Annotated in this window: 13 protein-coding genes; 8 read left to right on the top strand and 5 right to left on the bottom strand. The window is 64.1% G+C overall.

The window, feature by feature from the left end:
- Window positions 1-7 precede the first annotated feature (7 nt).
- Entirely contained in the window at window positions 8-985 is a 978-nt protein-coding gene (gene secF / locus ABDZ98_RS11960; RefSeq protein WP_343808197.1) for a protein translocase subunit SecF, read from the top strand.
- A gap of 10 nt (window positions 986-995) precedes the next feature.
- On the opposite strand, the gene ABDZ98_RS11955 is transcribed toward secF, so the two are convergent.
- Entirely contained in the window at window positions 996-2,174 is a 1,179-nt protein-coding gene (locus ABDZ98_RS11955; protein WP_343808195.1) for a glycosyltransferase, read from the bottom strand.
- 11 nt (window positions 2,175-2,185) lie between these two features.
- Complete coding sequence (locus tag ABDZ98_RS11950; protein ID WP_343808192.1) at window positions 2,186-2,758, bottom strand: helix-turn-helix domain-containing protein; 573 nt, start codon at window positions 2,756-2,758, stop codon at window positions 2,186-2,188.
- A gap of 95 nt (window positions 2,759-2,853) precedes the next feature.
- Here ABDZ98_RS11950 and ABDZ98_RS11945 point away from each other — a divergent pair, with 95 nt between their 5' ends.
- Window positions 2,854-3,327, top strand: coding sequence for a DUF6456 domain-containing protein (locus ABDZ98_RS11945; protein WP_343808189.1), 474 nt, complete (start codon window positions 2,854-2,856; stop codon window positions 3,325-3,327).
- A 7-nt stretch (window positions 3,328-3,334) separates the two neighbouring features.
- On the opposite strand, the gene ABDZ98_RS11940 is transcribed toward ABDZ98_RS11945, so the two are convergent.
- Together ABDZ98_RS11940 and ABDZ98_RS11935 are read right to left on the bottom strand one after the other, a co-directional pair.
- Window positions 3,335-4,267: a hypothetical protein gene (locus tag ABDZ98_RS11940; protein ID WP_343808186.1), complete on the bottom strand. Its 933-nt coding sequence runs from the start codon at window positions 4,265-4,267 to the stop codon at window positions 3,335-3,337.
- Between the two features lie 149 nt (window positions 4,268-4,416).
- Window positions 4,417-6,225 (bottom strand): ABC-F family ATP-binding cassette domain-containing protein, encoded by a 1,809-nt coding sequence (locus ABDZ98_RS11935; protein ID WP_343808183.1) that lies wholly within the window; start codon window positions 6,223-6,225, stop codon window positions 4,417-4,419.
- Window positions 6,226-6,335: 110 nt separating this feature from the next.
- On the opposite strand from ABDZ98_RS11935, the gene ABDZ98_RS11930 reads away from it, so the two are divergent.
- The 4 genes from ABDZ98_RS11930 to ABDZ98_RS11915 all read left to right on the top strand — a co-directional run bounded on the left by ABDZ98_RS11930 (window position 6,336) and on the right by ABDZ98_RS11915 (window position 9,687).
- Complete coding sequence (locus ABDZ98_RS11930) at window positions 6,336-7,067, top strand: SIMPL domain-containing protein (protein WP_343808181.1); 732 nt, start codon at window positions 6,336-6,338, stop codon at window positions 7,065-7,067.
- Window positions 7,068-7,220: 153 nt separating this feature from the next.
- On the top strand, window positions 7,221-7,496 hold the full coding sequence (locus ABDZ98_RS11925) for a hypothetical protein (RefSeq protein ID WP_343808178.1): 276 nt from the start codon (window positions 7,221-7,223) through the stop codon (window positions 7,494-7,496).
- Window positions 7,497-7,577: 81 nt separating this feature from the next.
- The gene (locus ABDZ98_RS11920; RefSeq protein ID WP_343808175.1) at window positions 7,578-8,255 is read left to right on the top strand and encodes a response regulator transcription factor; all 678 of its coding nucleotides are present in this window, start codon (window positions 7,578-7,580) and stop codon (window positions 8,253-8,255) included.
- The gene (locus ABDZ98_RS11915) at window positions 8,206-9,687 is read left to right on the top strand and encodes a sensor histidine kinase (RefSeq protein WP_425543041.1); all 1,482 of its coding nucleotides are present in this window, start codon (window positions 8,206-8,208) and stop codon (window positions 9,685-9,687) included. The genes ABDZ98_RS11920 and ABDZ98_RS11915 overlap by 50 nt, the downstream gene beginning before the upstream one ends.
- A 56-nt stretch (window positions 9,688-9,743) precedes the next feature.
- Here ABDZ98_RS11915 and ABDZ98_RS11910 read toward each other — a convergent pair whose 3' ends face one another.
- Window positions 9,744-10,037, bottom strand: coding sequence for a chorismate mutase (locus ABDZ98_RS11910; RefSeq protein WP_343808172.1), 294 nt, complete (start codon window positions 10,035-10,037; stop codon window positions 9,744-9,746).
- Between the two features lie 117 nt (window positions 10,038-10,154).
- On the opposite strand from ABDZ98_RS11910, the gene ABDZ98_RS11905 reads away from it, so the two are divergent.
- Window positions 10,155-11,177 carry a polyprenyl synthetase family protein gene (locus ABDZ98_RS11905; protein WP_343808169.1) on the top strand — a complete coding sequence of 341 codons (1,023 nt, stop codon included), beginning with the start codon at window positions 10,155-10,157 and terminating at the stop codon, window positions 11,175-11,177.
- 22 nt (window positions 11,178-11,199) lie between these two features.
- A complete protein-coding gene (hrpB, locus tag ABDZ98_RS11900; RefSeq protein ID WP_343808166.1) occupies window positions 11,200-13,632 on the top strand; it encodes an ATP-dependent helicase HrpB in 2,433 nt (810 codons plus the stop codon).
- The last annotated feature ends 20 nt before the right edge of the window (window positions 13,633-13,652 follow it).

Here is a 13,652-nt window from a genome sequence, read left to right as displayed (position 1 = left end):
GAAGACCATGCGACTGATCAAACTCGTCCCTGACGATACCAACATCAAGTTCCTCAAGTTCCGCGTGCCTTTTTACGCGGTCAGCGTGCTGCTGATCCTGGCCAGCTGGGCGGTGGTGTTCACCAATGGCCTGAATTACGGCGTGGATTTCGCCGGCGGGCAGGAAGTGCGCCTGACGTTTGAGGGGCAGACCGAAGCGCCGATTCCCGCACTGCGCGAGCAGGTGGGCCAGCTTGGCTATGGCGATCCGGTGATCCAGCGCTTTGGCGCGGACAATCAGGTGTCCATCCGTGTTCGCCTGCCCGCTGAAGCCGAGGGTGTTCCCGGTGCCGCGACTGAGATCGGCAATCAGGTGATCGCCTCGATCGAGAACAGTTACGACAATGTCCGCCAGGACGGCAATGATACGGTTTCGGGCAAGGTCGCGGGCGAATTCCGCTCCACTGCGCTTTACGCGCTGCTGGCGGCCATGCTGGCGATCTCGCTGTATATCTGGGTACGGTTTGAATGGCAGTTCGGTGTCGGTGCACTGTTCGCACTGTTCCACGACGTGTCGCTGACATTGGGCATGTTTGCCCTTTTCCAGCTGGAATTCAGCCTGCAGATCATCGCCGCCATCCTGGCCATTATCGGCTATTCGCTGAACGATACGATCGTGGTCTATGACCGCATTCGTGAGAACCTGAAGAAATATCGCAAGATGCCGCTGCCCGAACTGCTCGACCTGTCGGTGAATGAGACGCTGGCGCGCACGGTGATGACTTCGCTGACGCTGCTGCTGGCGCTGATCCCGCTGTTGTTCTTCGGCCCGGCCAGCCTGTTTGGCCTGACCGCAGCGATCACGCTGGGCATTTTCGTGGGTACCTACAGCTCGGTCTATATGGCTGCCCCGATCCTGATCTGGCTGGGTGTCAGTTCGGACAGCTTCGTGCCGCAGGAAAGCGTTGCCGATGCCCAGGACCGAAAGGCCCGCGGAGAGGTTTAGGTTTGGAGGTCTAGGAAGCTGCGGTCAGCTTCTCGTAGTAATCTGCCAGCGCCTCAGCATTCGCTTCCCAGCTGAAGCGGGCGCCGCATTGCGCCACTGCATCGGGGGGCAGGCCCGCATCCAGCACCTGGCGAATGCCGCCGGCAATGGCGGCGGTATCGCGGCTCACGATTTGCCCGGCCGCAGGCGATGTCACCAGCTCGCGCGCGCCGCCGGCATCGGTGATGACCAGCGGCGTGCCGCAGGCAAGCGCCTCGACCCAGGCGTTGGCCAGGCCTTCGCTGGCAGAGGGCAGGACCATCGCATCGGCGGCGCTGAGCACCACCGGCAGGCTGGCATGATCGAGCGAGCCGAGAAAATGCACGCGAGAGGAAAGGTCTTTTTCGCGCGCCAGATACTGAAGCATCGCCTTGTCTGGTCCGGTCCCGGCGATCACGAGGCGCGTACCGGGAAGCAGGGCGAGCGCCTCAATCACGAAATGCTGGCCCTTGCGCGGAATCAGCGCGCCGACCGTGGCCAGCAGCTTTCCATCCAGCGGAACGGAGAGTTCCTTCGCCAGCCGCGCGCGGCTGCGTTTGCGGCCCAGCGGGCGGAACTGCGAATGGTCGAGCCCGGTATAATGCACGGTGATCTTGTCACCGGCGAAACCCAGCCCCACCATATCCTGCTTCAATGCCGCGCTGACGGCGAGCAGGCCTGCTGCCTGCGCTGCGGCATGTTGCATTTTCCTGAGCGCGTAGGCCTTGTGCCCCCACAGCGAAATATCCGCCCCCCGCGCCTTGATCGACAGGGGCAGGCCCAGCTCCTGCGCGATGGCCGCGGCGGCGGGGCCGTCGGGATAGAAGAACTGCGCGTCCACCACGTCAAACGGCTCCAGCGCATGCAGCTGCCGTGCAAGCGGAAGCACGGCTTTGACGATCATGGCCGGATTGAACGGGCCACCCACGGCGGGGATCAGGGTGAAGCGCGGGCGGTGCACGGTCACCCCATGCTCGGTGCCGCTGACCGCTGCCTGCGCCAGGCGGGCATAGCGGCCCACCGCCAGGGGAGGGATGCCGATCGGGTTGATCACGTGCACGTCCCAGTCATCGCGCGCGGCCAGAGCTTCCATCTGCCGTGCGACGAAAGTCCCGAAACGCGGCTGATGCGCGTTGGGATAGAGCGTGGCGATGGACAGGACGCGCTTCATTGGACTGGTCCCTACAGCTTGCGCACCAGCATTTCCGCCACGGCAAGCCAGGCGGGCTTGTCGATCACGATCTGGCGCTGGCCGATCCCTGGCGGAAGCAGACCGACCATGGTTCCCTGTCGGTCAATCAGCCGGCCAAAGGCAAAGCGGCCACCGCTGCGCGGCGCCAGCACATCGCGGTTGATGATGCTGGCGGCATCTTCGGGCCGCAACTGCCGCATCCATAATTGGTCGCCGCTGCGATATTCGCCTTGCGGGGCCTCTATGGAAAGGCACACCAGCGCCTCGCCATCGTTGAGATCGGTCGGCAGGATGGCATCGCGGGGGCGGGTGAGGCCCTCGGCTCCCTGATCGGTCAGGCGGGCGATGATCTGCGGGTTGGAGGTGTCCTCACCCTTGACCAGCAATTCAGGGTCGACGCCCAGTGCCGCACCGATCCGGTTCATCCACACGAGTGACAGATTGCGCGTGCCGGTTTCAAGCCGTCCTATGGTCTGCGCCGTGGTCGGCGGATCGCAGGCAGCGGCCACTTCGGCCAGCGTCATGCCCTTTTGCTTGCGAATGTCGCGAATGCGATTGATCACCGGACGGCTCCCATAATAACCATATTGGTTTTTTCTTTCCTACAAATAGTGCCATTTGGCAAGGGGTCTCCCACACAAGAAGGGGTGATTCGCACATGCACAGAGAATTGGTTGAGCGCGAGCTGACGAGTGTCGGACCACGGCGCAGCGCGGGAGTGGGGCGGCACAGGCGCAGCGTGACGGTGAACCTGGCCGAGTCCCCGCTTGGCTGGCTGCATGCGCATGGCCATCTGGAAGACCGCCTTTTCGAAGCGGGCGAGCGCCTGCGCAGCGATTATGAGCGCGCGCAGCTTGGCCCCAATGTCACGATGCGCTGGGACCCGGTGCGGATCAAAGGCACCGGCGATCAGGGCCTCACCCAGTCAGAGCGCCAGCTGGCCGCGCGCCAGCGTTTTGATGGCGCACTGGCGCAGGCGGGCAAGGGGCTGGAGGATATTCTGTGGCGCGTGGTGTGTGCCGGCGAGACCTTGCCGACCGCCGAAAAGGCGCTGAGTTGGCCCGCGCGCAGCGGCAAGCTGGTACTGAAACTGGCGCTGGACCGGGTGGCGGACTTTTACCGCATCGGCTGAGCGGGCCTCAGAAGCGGGCGGTCAGCCAGCGCCACGCGCGTGCGATCAGGGACAGCAGGCCGGATGAATGCGGTTCCTGATCGTATGGCGGTTCGAATTCGCCGTGGATCAGCATCGCGCGAATGTGGTTGTGCTCGGCAGGTGCGAGGTCGGTTTCGGCCTCCGCTGCTTGTTCCGTTTCGGGCGCTTCGGGCGTTTCAGGCCAATCTGCGTCCTGATCTTCCCATTCGAACATCTCGGCCAGCAGCAATTCGTCTTCTGGGGGCGGGGGATTGCCGGTCAGCCGGGCAAAGGGCAGATCCCAGCTTTCCGTTGCGGTTTCGATGGTGGTCTTGCGCTTTTGAGCAGGCGCGTCAGGCGCTGCGTCAACTGCTGGCGATGCAGTCTGCGGTTGTTCGCGAACCGGCTGATCGGCGACAAAGTTTTCGGTGGCCGGCACAGGCTCGTCGCCATGCTCGGCGCTTGGGACAGCCAGAATGGGCGTTGCATCGTCAGGCACTTCGTCTTCGGCAACCTCTTCCTGTTCGGCAAGGCTCGCCGCGAGGCGAAGCGCGACCATGTCTATGCCTGCGCGCGGCTTTGACGGCGCAGGCGCGGCGACAAGGCCAGCCTCCTTGTCGTCCTGCTCTTCGGCCAGTCCCGACAGGCGGTCCGGGTCTGCCAGCAGCTCGGGCAGGGGTGGCAGGTCGGATTCGTCCAGCTCTTCGTCGTCGTCAGCACCGATGAGATGTTCGGCTTCTTCCGCATCGATTGGCGCAAGGCCGAGCACGGGCACGGGCGCGCGTTCAAGCGGGGCGTCCTCGCCCATGATCTGTGCGCCATCCAGCTGGAATTGCAGGTGCGCCTTCTCCAGCTCTTCGGGGTCGAGCGTGAGGACGGGCTTTTTCTTGAACTTGCGCGGGCCAAGCGTGATCAGGCTGCCAAAGCCATCATCCGCCATTGGCGGACGCGAGCCTGCCGAGGCCGAAAGGCCAGTCAGATCGCCATTATCAAGGGGAGCAGCAAGGCCCATAAGTCAGCTTGTGGCACCGCGATGGTCAAATCGTCGTTGCCAGACATGGTTACCGCTGGATTAATTTACCAAGGACCTCAACCCTCGACCTGTTCGGCCAGCTCCAGCCAGCGCATTTCGGCTGCGTCCTTTTCCTCCCGCGCCTTTTCCAGCGCCGCGCTGATGCGGGCAAATCTGCCGGGATCGGCTGAATACAGATCGGGGTCGGCAAGCGCGGCTTCACCCTTGGCGATCATGCCTTCCAGCTCCTCCACGCGCGCCGGAAGCAGCTCGTAATCGCGCTGGTCCTTGTAGCTCAGCTTGGTGGATTTGGGGGGAGGGGGCGCGGCAGCAGGCTCTTTGGTCGGCTCCCGGACGGACTTTCTGGCCGGAGAGTTCGCGCGTTGGGCGCGCTGGGCCTGCCAGTCCTCATACCCGCCCGCAACAATATCCACATCGCCGCTGCCATCCAGGCCAAGCGTTACCGTGACAGTGCGGTCGAGGAAATCGCGATCGTGGCTGACCAGCAGCACAGTGCCTTCATAGTCGGCAATCACTTCCTGCAGCAGGTCGAGCGTTTCCAGGTCCAGGTCATTGGTCGGCTCATCCAGCACCAGCAGGTTGGAGGTGCGGGAAAATTCCCGCGCCAGCAGCAGGCGTGACCGCTCACCGCCGGAGAATGTGCCGATCCTGGCATCCACCAGCGAAGGATCGAACAGGAAATCCTTGAGATAGGCCTGAATGTGCTTGCGCTCCCCGCGCACGTCGATCCAGTCGCCGCCTTCGGCCAGCACGTCGCGCACGGTCTTGTCCGGGCTGAGCAGGCTGCGTTGCTGGTCTATCGTCACGCCGGACAAAGTGTTGGCGTGGGTGACCTTGCCGCTGTCAGGTTCGATCTCGCCGGTGAGCATCTTGAGCAAGGTGGTCTTGCCCGCGCCATTGGCGCCCACGATGCCGATCCGGTCGCCGCGCTGGATGCGCAGGCTGAACGGCTTGATGATCGTGCGGTCCCCGTAAGACTTGGTGATCTCCTCCGCCACGATCACGGACTTGCTCTTGAAATCGGCGTCATTGCCCAGCTTCAGCTTGGCTGTGCCGCCCGGCGTGATCAGCGCGGCACGCTGGGCGCGCATCTGCCACAGCTTCTCCAGCCGGCCCTGATTGCGCTTGCGCCGCGCGGTGACGCCGCGTTCCAGCCAGCGCGCTTCCTGCTTCAGCTTGGTGTCCATGCGGTGCGTATCGCGCGCTTCTTCGGCATAGACCTGCTCTTCCCACGCCTCATAGCCGCCAAAGCCCACTTCCTTGCGGCGCAGGATTCCGCGGTCCAGCCAGATCGTCGCGCGGGTCAGCCGCTTGAGGAAGGTGCGGTCATGGCTGATCACGATGAAGGCGCCCTTGTAGCGCTCCAGCCAGCTCTCCAGCCAGTCAATCGCCGCCAGGTCGAGGTGGTTGGTCGGCTCGTCCAGCAGCAGCAGGTCCGGCCCCAGCGCCAGCGCGCGGGCCAGCGCGGCGCGGCGCCGTTCACCGCCCGAAGCGCCCTGTGCCTGCGTGTCCATGTCTATGCCCAGTTGCCCGGCAATGCTCTCCACCTCGTGCCGGGCGGGGGCGTCCTTGCCGGCCAGGGCAAAATCCATCAGCGTGGCGAAACCGCGAAAATCGGGCTCCTGATCCAGCATCACCAGACTGGTGTTGGCCTTGACCTTGCGAATCCCGCGATCGGCTTCGATCTGGCCCATGATCAGGCGCAGCAGCGTGGTCTTGCCCGCGCCATTGCGGCCGATCAGCGCCAGCCGGTCACGCGGGCCGACATGCAGGTCCAGCCCGTCTGTATCGGGTCCGCCGAACAGCCAGCCGCCACCTTGCTGCAAGCCCAGGCCTTCCCAGGAGAGGATTGGTGGTTCTGCCATAATGCGCGGCAGGTAGGCGGGCGAAACCTTGCTGGCAAGGAACAGGATGGTTCAGTCGCTCGTAAGTCTCGCATCAGTAGTTCCGCGCCAATGAAAACCGGAGATTTGAGATGAACCGTTTCGCCATATCGCTTGCCGCCTCGCTGACCGCCGCCAGCGCGCTGTCGCTGCCGATCGCCGCCACAGCTGCGCAGGTGCAGATCCAGGCCACCGGGCCGGTGATCGAACTGTCGGTGACCGAAAATGTCGCCAGCGATCCCGATATCGCCAATCTCAGCGCAGGCGTGACCACGCAGGCGCAAACCGCAGTGGAGGCGATGCGCCTCAATGCCCGGCAGATGAGCCGCGTGATCGACCAGATCGAGGCATTGGGCGTGGAGAGGGATGATATCCAGACCAGTGGCATCAATCTGAATGCCGAATATGATTATGACCAGGAGAGCCGCCAGCAGGTGTTTCGTGGCTACCGCGTATCCAATCAGGTGAACGTGACGCTGCGCGATATCGATGAGACGGGTGCCGTGCTCGACGCGCTGGTGGCTGCTGGTGCGACCGATCTTGGCGGTATCAGCTGGACCATCGACGATCCCGCTGCTGCACGAGAGCAGGCCCGCGCCGCCGCCATCGAAACCGCCCGCGAACGTGCGCGCGCCTATGCACACAGGTCTGGTTATGGCGATGTCCGCCTGCTGGAGATCAGTGAAACCATCGTGCAGGCAGGCCCGCAGCCGATGCTGCGCACCGCCGATGTGCAGGAACAATCCTTTGCCTCCACCCCGGTTCGCCCGGGGCAGGTGCAGTCCGGCGTCACCATCACGGTGAAATATGAGATGACATCGTGATTGCGGGCGGGGAGAGAAATGGCCGGATGGAGGAAATGTCACACAGCGAAGCTTTCTGTAAGCCGCGTGCAACATTCACTTCTTGTTCAATGGCTCGTGACTAGGCAATAACCCATCATGCGCCGGATTCTCGCCCCTTTTGCCGCTGTGGCAATGCTTGCAGGCTCACTTGCTGCTACGCCCGTGCTTGCGCAGCAGCCGCCCCGCAGCGATCAGGCCAGCGCGCGTGAGCAGATGCAGGCCGGGCGCACCATGCCCATTCGCGAGATCGAGCGACGGATCATTCCGCGCATGGATGGCGATGAGTATATCGGCTTTGAGTATGATCCCACCGCCCAGGCCTATCGCCTGAAGTTCATTCGGGGAGGGCAGGTGATCTGGGTCGATGTTGACGCCCGCACCGCTCGCATCTTGCGCGTCTCGCGCTGATTTTCGGAAACTGTCGGATCGGTTGACGCGTTGTTCGCAAAAGACCATTTTGGCGAACAGATTTATGCAGGGGAAATTTTGATGCGCATCCTGATTGTTGAGGATGAACCGACTCTGGGCCAGCAGCTCAAGAACACACTTGAACAGAACGGCTATGCCGTGGACCTTTCCACCGATGGTGAGGACGGCCATTTTCTCGGCTCGACCGAGGAATATGACGCGGTCGTGCTCGATCTGGGCCTGCCCGAGATTGACGGGCTGACCGTGCTGGGCATGTGGCGCAAGGAAAAGCGCAATTTCCCCGTGCTTGTGCTGACCGCGCGTGACAGCTGGTCGGACAAGGTGGCCGGGCTTGATGCCGGCGCCGATGACTATCTGGCCAAGCCGTTCCAGACCGAAGAACTGATCGCCCGCCTGCGCGCGCTGATCCGCCGTGCCTCGGGCAATGCCTCCAGCGAGCTGACGGCTGGCGATGTCCGGCTCGATACGCGCTCTGGCCGCGTCACCCGTGCTGGTGAACCGGTCAAGCTGACCGCGCAGGAATACAAGCTGCTGAGCTATCTGATGCACCACAAGGGCAAGGTCGTCAGCCGCACCGAACTGATCGAGCACATCTACGATCAGGATTTTGACCGCGATTCGAACACGATCGAGGTTTTCGTCACCCGTATTCGCAAGAAGCTGGGTGCCAATGTGATAACCACCATCCGTGGCCTCGGTTACAGCCTCGACGACCCCGCCGATCAGTCGCGCGGGTGATGGTATCGCTCCGGTAGCGACCAGCACCGCTCCTGCGGGCGATGCCGCTATCGCTGGCGGCGGGCCTCCGCCGCACACGGGCAGTATTTCACGGCGCATGCTGCTGATCGCGGCCGGCTGGATATTGATCCTGCTGGCGGTGGGCGGATTTGCGCTGGACCGGGCGATTTCCAACCTGATCCGGGGCCAGTTCGATGATCAGCTTGAGCTGTCATTGACGGCTCTGATCGTCTCGTCGGAGATTGATCCGCTCGGTGACGTGCGTCTCAATCGCGGTCTGGGCGATCAGCGCTTTCTGGAACCGAACAGCGGCTTTTACTGGCAAATCAGTGCCGAGGGCCGGGAAGATTTCACCTCCGGTTCGCTGGTGACGGACAATTCCCGCTCGCTGTGGGATTCAACGCTCGACATTCGTGACGACGTGATCGCGGAAGAGCCTATCTACTACGACATCGTCAAGGAGCCGGACGAACGGGTGCGGATCGTCCAGCGCAGCGTGCGCCTGCCGGGCAGCGAGAAGCAGTGGCAATTCGTGGTCGGCGGCAGCCGCGCGGAGCTGGATGCCCAGATTTCCGAAGTGCGGTCCATCCTTGGCTGGTCGTTCGCCGTGCTGGGCATCGGCCTGTTCCTGATGGCGATGTTGCAGACCTGGTACGGCCTTGGCCCGCTGCGCCGCATCCGCCGGGCGATTGCCCGCATCCGCACCACCGGCACCAACCGCGTGACCGATCCGCTGCCGCTGGAAGTGCAGCCGATGGTGGAGGAATTGAACGCGCTGCTGGCCCATTCGGACAGGCAGGCGGAGGAAGCGCGCACCCATGCGGGCAATCTGGCCCATGCGCTGAAAACCCCGCTGACCGTGCTCACCAATGCCGCCAGCGCCCATTCTGCCGATCTGGACCAGACGGTGCTGCGCGAAGCGGCCACCATGCGCCGACAGGTCGATCACCACCTGGCCCGCGCCCGCGCCGTGGGTCGCCGCGCCATTGGCCTTTCGCGTACCAACGTGCTGGCCAGCGCAGAGGCGGTGGAACGCGCCGTATCGCGGCTCTATCCCCACGCGCGCTTTGACATCGCCGGCTCAGCTGCGGCCGAGGTGGCGATCGAGAAGCAGGATCTGGAAGAATTGCTCGGCAATCTGATCGAAAATGCGGCCAAATATGGCGGCGGCAGCGTGTTCGTGACCGTGGATGCCGATCCGGAAGCCGAGCTGTGCACCATCTGGATCGAAGACGACGGGGAAGGTATTCCGGCAGCCAAGCGCGGTGACTTGTTCACCCGCGGCGCAAGGCTGGATACCGAAAAGCCGGGCACTGGCCTTGGTCTTGCGATCGTGCGCGATGTGGCCGGGATTTACGGCGGCAGCGTGGAACTGGGTGAAAGCGAAGATCTTGGCGGCCTGCTGGTAAAGCTTATCCTGCCGCGGGCCTGATCGTCAGCGCACCGGTCAGTCCGCTACCAAATTTCACTGCGCGGAAAATCGCGATTTCAGCTTCCCCGCGCAATATTGTGATGGCGGATCACCTCATCGATCACGAAGCGAATGAACTTTTCGCTGAATTCCGGATCAAGGTCGGCCTCTTCCGCCAGCGCGCGCAGGCGCTGCACCTGCAAGCGCTCGCGCTCCGGGTCGGCGGGGGCCATTCTGGTCTTCGCCTTGTACTCGCCCACGGCCTGCGTAATGCGAAAACGCTCCGCCAGCATATGGATTAGCGCGGCATCGATATTGTCGATGCTCTTGCGAAAGCTGCTCAGCACGGGGTCTGTATGCGGGTCCTGCATAGTCGGTTCTGCCGGTCCATCCGGTTGCGGTTGGGGGGATCGTGATGCCATGTATGTCTTGCTAGCAGCAATTGCGCGCTTGCCAACACCCGCGTGCTCCCTCATGTGAGCCTCGCAATGAGCGCCAATGTCGTCCCCATCATTCGCGGTGGTAAAAATGACCGCCCGACCCTTGCGCCCATATTGTCGCTTACGGCCACGGCAATGAATTCGGTCAACCAGGTGATCCTGGACCGTATGCAGAGCGAAATCCCCTTGATTCCGGCACTTGCAGGCCACCTGATCTCCGGCGGCGGCAAGCGCATGCGGCCCATGCTCACGATCGCCGGGGCAGAGGTGATCGGATACCAGGGCACGCGTCACCACAAGCTGGCGGCGGCGGTAGAGTTCATTCACACCGCCACATTGCTGCATGATGACGTGGTTGACGGGTCGGAAATGCGCCGCGGCAAGGAAGCCGCCAACATCGTTTACGGCAATCCCGCCACCGTGCTGGTGGGCGATTTCCTGTTCTCCCGCGCGTTTGAGCTGATGGTTGAGGACGGCAGCCTGAAAGTGCTGAAAATCCTTTCCAGCGCCAGCGCCATCATCGCGCAGGGCGAGGTCGATCAGCTGGTCTCCCAGCGCAAGATCGAAACCAGTGAGGAGCGCTACCTCCACATCATCGGCGCCAAGACCGCCGCTCTGTTCGCTGCCGCCAGCCGCATCGCCGCCGTGGTTGCGGAACGCAGCGAGGCGGAGGAATGCGCGCTCGATGATTATGGCCGCAACCTTGGCATCGCCTTCCAGCTGGTGGACGATGCGATCGATTACGATTCGGGCACGGCGGAAATGGGCAAGGATCGCGGCGACGATTTCCGTGAGGGCAAGATGACCTTGCCGGTGATCCTGGCCTATGCGCGCGGCAATGACGAGGAACGCCGCTTCTGGCAGGACTGCATCGCCGGTTTCACCATTGAAGACAGCGATCTGGAGCGCGCGGTGGAGCTGATCAACAGCCACAATGCCGTTGCCGACACCCGCGAACGCGCGCGCCTCTATGCCCAGCGCGCCTGCGATGCACTGGCAATCTTCCCGGACAGCAAGGCGCGGGCAGCGATGATCGAAGCGGCGCAATTTGCAGTCGCCCGGGGTTACTGACACCGCCGACTTGCATTAGGCCATGCCTGTGCCGACCAACCTTCCCATTGATGCCGTACTGCCGGATTTGCTGGCTGCCTTGCGCAGCGGCAATGGCGCCGTGCTGGTTGCGCCGCCCGGTGCGGGCAAGACCACCGCCGTTGCGCCTGCTCTGCTGGATCAGGACTGGTGCACCGGCCAGATCATCCTGCTCAGCCCGCGCCGCGTGGCCGCTCGCGCTGCGGCAGAGCGCATTGCCGAAAATCTGGGCGAGCCTGTAGGCCAGCAGGTCGGCTATCTCACCCGGCTCGACAGCAAGACCTCCGCCGCCACGCGCATATTGGTGGTGACTGAGGCGATTTTCGTTGCCCGCATTCTCGCCGATCAGGAGCTGGCAGGCGTTTCCGCCGTGTTGTTCGATGAAGCGCATGAGCGGCATCTGGACAGCGACCTTGGCCTGGCGCTGGCGCTGGAAAGTCAGGCGGTGCTGCGTGAAGACCTGCGCATCTGCGTGATGTCCGCCACCATTGACGGCGCGCGTTTCGCCAGCCTGCTGGGGGAGGGCGCGCCGGTGATCGAGAGCGAGGGCAAGGCCTTTCCACTGCGGATCGAATGGCTCGGCTCCAGCCCCGAAAAGCGCATGGAGGACGCGATGACCTCCGCCATCCTTGCTGCCTGGCGGGCGGAGCAGGGCGATGTGCTCGCCTTCCTTCCCGGCGTGGGCGAGATCGAGCGGGTGCGCGAACGTCTGGCGGAACGGTTGACGGATGTGCCGATCCTGCCGCTGCATGGGCAGGTGCAGCCGCAGATGCAGCGCGCCGCCATTCGCCGCGATCCCGAAGGCCGCCGCCGCATCGTGCTCGCCACCAGCATTGCCGAAACGTCGATCACGCTGGAAGGCGTATCGGTGGTGGTTGATGCGGGCCTCTCGCGCCGTGCCGAATTCGATGTGGCGGCGGGCGTGACGCACCTCATCACCACCCGCGCCAGTCAGGCCTCGGCAGCGCAAAGGGCCGGGCGCGCGGCACGCACCGGGCCGGGCGTGGCCTATCGTCTGTGGGAGGAGGGCGGCCATGCCGGACGCGAGGCTTTCGATCCGCCGGAAATGCTCACCACTGATCTTGCGCCGCTGACATTGGCACTGGCGCAATGGGGGGTGGAGGACGCGTCCAGCCTGCCGTGGCTCGATCCCCCGCCTGCACCCGCGATGGCCGCCGCGCGTGAGCGGTTGCGGGCGCTGGATGCGCTGGACGATGCAGGGCGAATTACCGACACCGGCCGCAAGATTGCCAGCCTGCCGATGTCTCCGTGGCAGGCGGCAATGGTGCTGTTCGGCGCGCGGCACGGTGCGGCGGGCGATGCGGCAAAGCTGGCGCTGCTGTTGCAGGAGCGCGGGCTGGGCGGGCGCGGGGAAGATCTGGCGCAGCGGCTGGCACGCTGGAACGGTGACAGGTCCGGCCGGGCAGACGCCGCGCGCAAGCTGGCAGGCGGCTGGGCCAGACGGGCCGAAAAGCTGGCGCAGGCGGAACCGGGCGCCGCACCGCCGCACGGAATTTTGCTGGCCATGGCCCTGCCGGACAATCTGGCGCGCCGCCGCGATGCCTCGGGCGAAAGCTGGGCTTCGGCGGGCGGGCGTGGTTACATGCTCGACCCTGCATCGCCGCTTGCTTCGGCGCAATGGCTGGCGATTGGCGATGCGCAGGGCAAGGCCAGGGCCGCGCGCATTACTGCCGGTCTGGCGCTGGAAACTGCCGATATCGAGCAATGGCTGGGCCACCGCATCGCCCGCCAGCACAGCGCTCGCTGGAACGACGGCGAACAGCGGGTGGAGGCGCGGCTGGAGCGGCGGCTGGGCGCGATCACACTCGCCAGCGGTCCCGATCCGCATCCCGATCCTCAGGTATTGACGCAGCTGCTGCTGGCCAAGGCGGTGGAGCGACTGGACGCGCTGCTGCCCCGTGAATTGATCGCCCGTGCGCGCTTTGCCGGTCTGGATGCGCTCGATCCGGAGCGGCTGGGTTCGGAGGCGCAGGACTGGCTGGCGCCGCTGCTGCATGGCCGCCGCGATCTGGATCTGCCGCGCGCCAAACTGGTGGATGCGCTGCTGGCGCGCCTGTCATGGGAGGAACGCCAGTTGCTGGACAAGCGCGCCCCGCGCGAATTCGTCAGCCTGGCGGGCACGCACCATGCCATCGATTATGCCGCCGATGATGCGCCCAGCGTGGAGGTACGGGTGCAGGCCGTGTTCGGGCTGGACAGCACTCCGATGATCGGCACCACGCCGCTGCTGCTCAAGCTGACCAGCCCCGGTGGACGGCCCATCCAGTCCACCCGTGACCTGCCCGGTTTCTGGCGCGGAAGCTGGGATGATGTGCGCAAGGACATGAAGGGCCGATATCCCAAACATCGCTGGCCCGATGAACCGTGGACCGAAAAGCCCAGCCTGAAGACGAAGAACGCGTTCAACCGCTCTTGATTTCGCCGACGATTCGCAAC

This window comes from Alteraurantiacibacter aestuarii (genome assembly GCF_039523595.1).
GTDB classification, from domain to species: Bacteria; Pseudomonadota; Alphaproteobacteria; order Sphingomonadales; family Sphingomonadaceae; genus Alteraurantiacibacter; species Alteraurantiacibacter aestuarii.
Note: the sequence above shows the minus strand (reverse complement) of the source record. Positions and strands in the feature narration are given on the sequence as shown.

Excerpts from the sequence above, each read along its gene's own strand:
- secF (WP_343808197.1), top strand. The coding sequence starts at position 8 with ATGCGACTGATCAAACTCGTCCCTGACGATACCAACATCAAGTTCCTC.
- ABDZ98_RS11955 (WP_343808195.1), bottom strand. The coding sequence starts at position 2,174 with ATGAAGCGCGTCCTGTCCATCGCCACGCTCTATCCCAACGCGCATCAG.
- ABDZ98_RS11945 (WP_343808189.1), top strand. The coding sequence starts at position 2,854 with ATGCACAGAGAATTGGTTGAGCGCGAGCTGACGAGTGTCGGACCACGG.
- ABDZ98_RS11940 (WP_343808186.1), bottom strand. The coding sequence starts at position 4,267 with ATGGCGGATGATGGCTTTGGCAGCCTGATCACGCTTGGCCCGCGCAAG.
- ABDZ98_RS11935 (WP_343808183.1), bottom strand. The coding sequence starts at position 6,225 with ATGGCAGAACCACCAATCCTCTCCTGGGAAGGCCTGGGCTTGCAGCAA.
- ABDZ98_RS11930 (WP_343808181.1), top strand. The coding sequence starts at position 6,336 with ATGAACCGTTTCGCCATATCGCTTGCCGCCTCGCTGACCGCCGCCAGC.
- ABDZ98_RS11925 (WP_343808178.1), top strand. The coding sequence starts at position 7,221 with ATGCTTGCAGGCTCACTTGCTGCTACGCCCGTGCTTGCGCAGCAGCCG.
- ABDZ98_RS11920 (WP_343808175.1), top strand. The coding sequence starts at position 7,578 with ATGCGCATCCTGATTGTTGAGGATGAACCGACTCTGGGCCAGCAGCTC.
- ABDZ98_RS11910 (WP_343808172.1), bottom strand. The coding sequence starts at position 10,037 with ATGCAGGACCCGCATACAGACCCCGTGCTGAGCAGCTTTCGCAAGAGC.
- ABDZ98_RS11905 (WP_343808169.1), top strand. The coding sequence starts at position 10,155 with ATGAGCGCCAATGTCGTCCCCATCATTCGCGGTGGTAAAAATGACCGC.
- hrpB (WP_343808166.1), top strand. The coding sequence starts at position 11,200 with ATGCCTGTGCCGACCAACCTTCCCATTGATGCCGTACTGCCGGATTTG.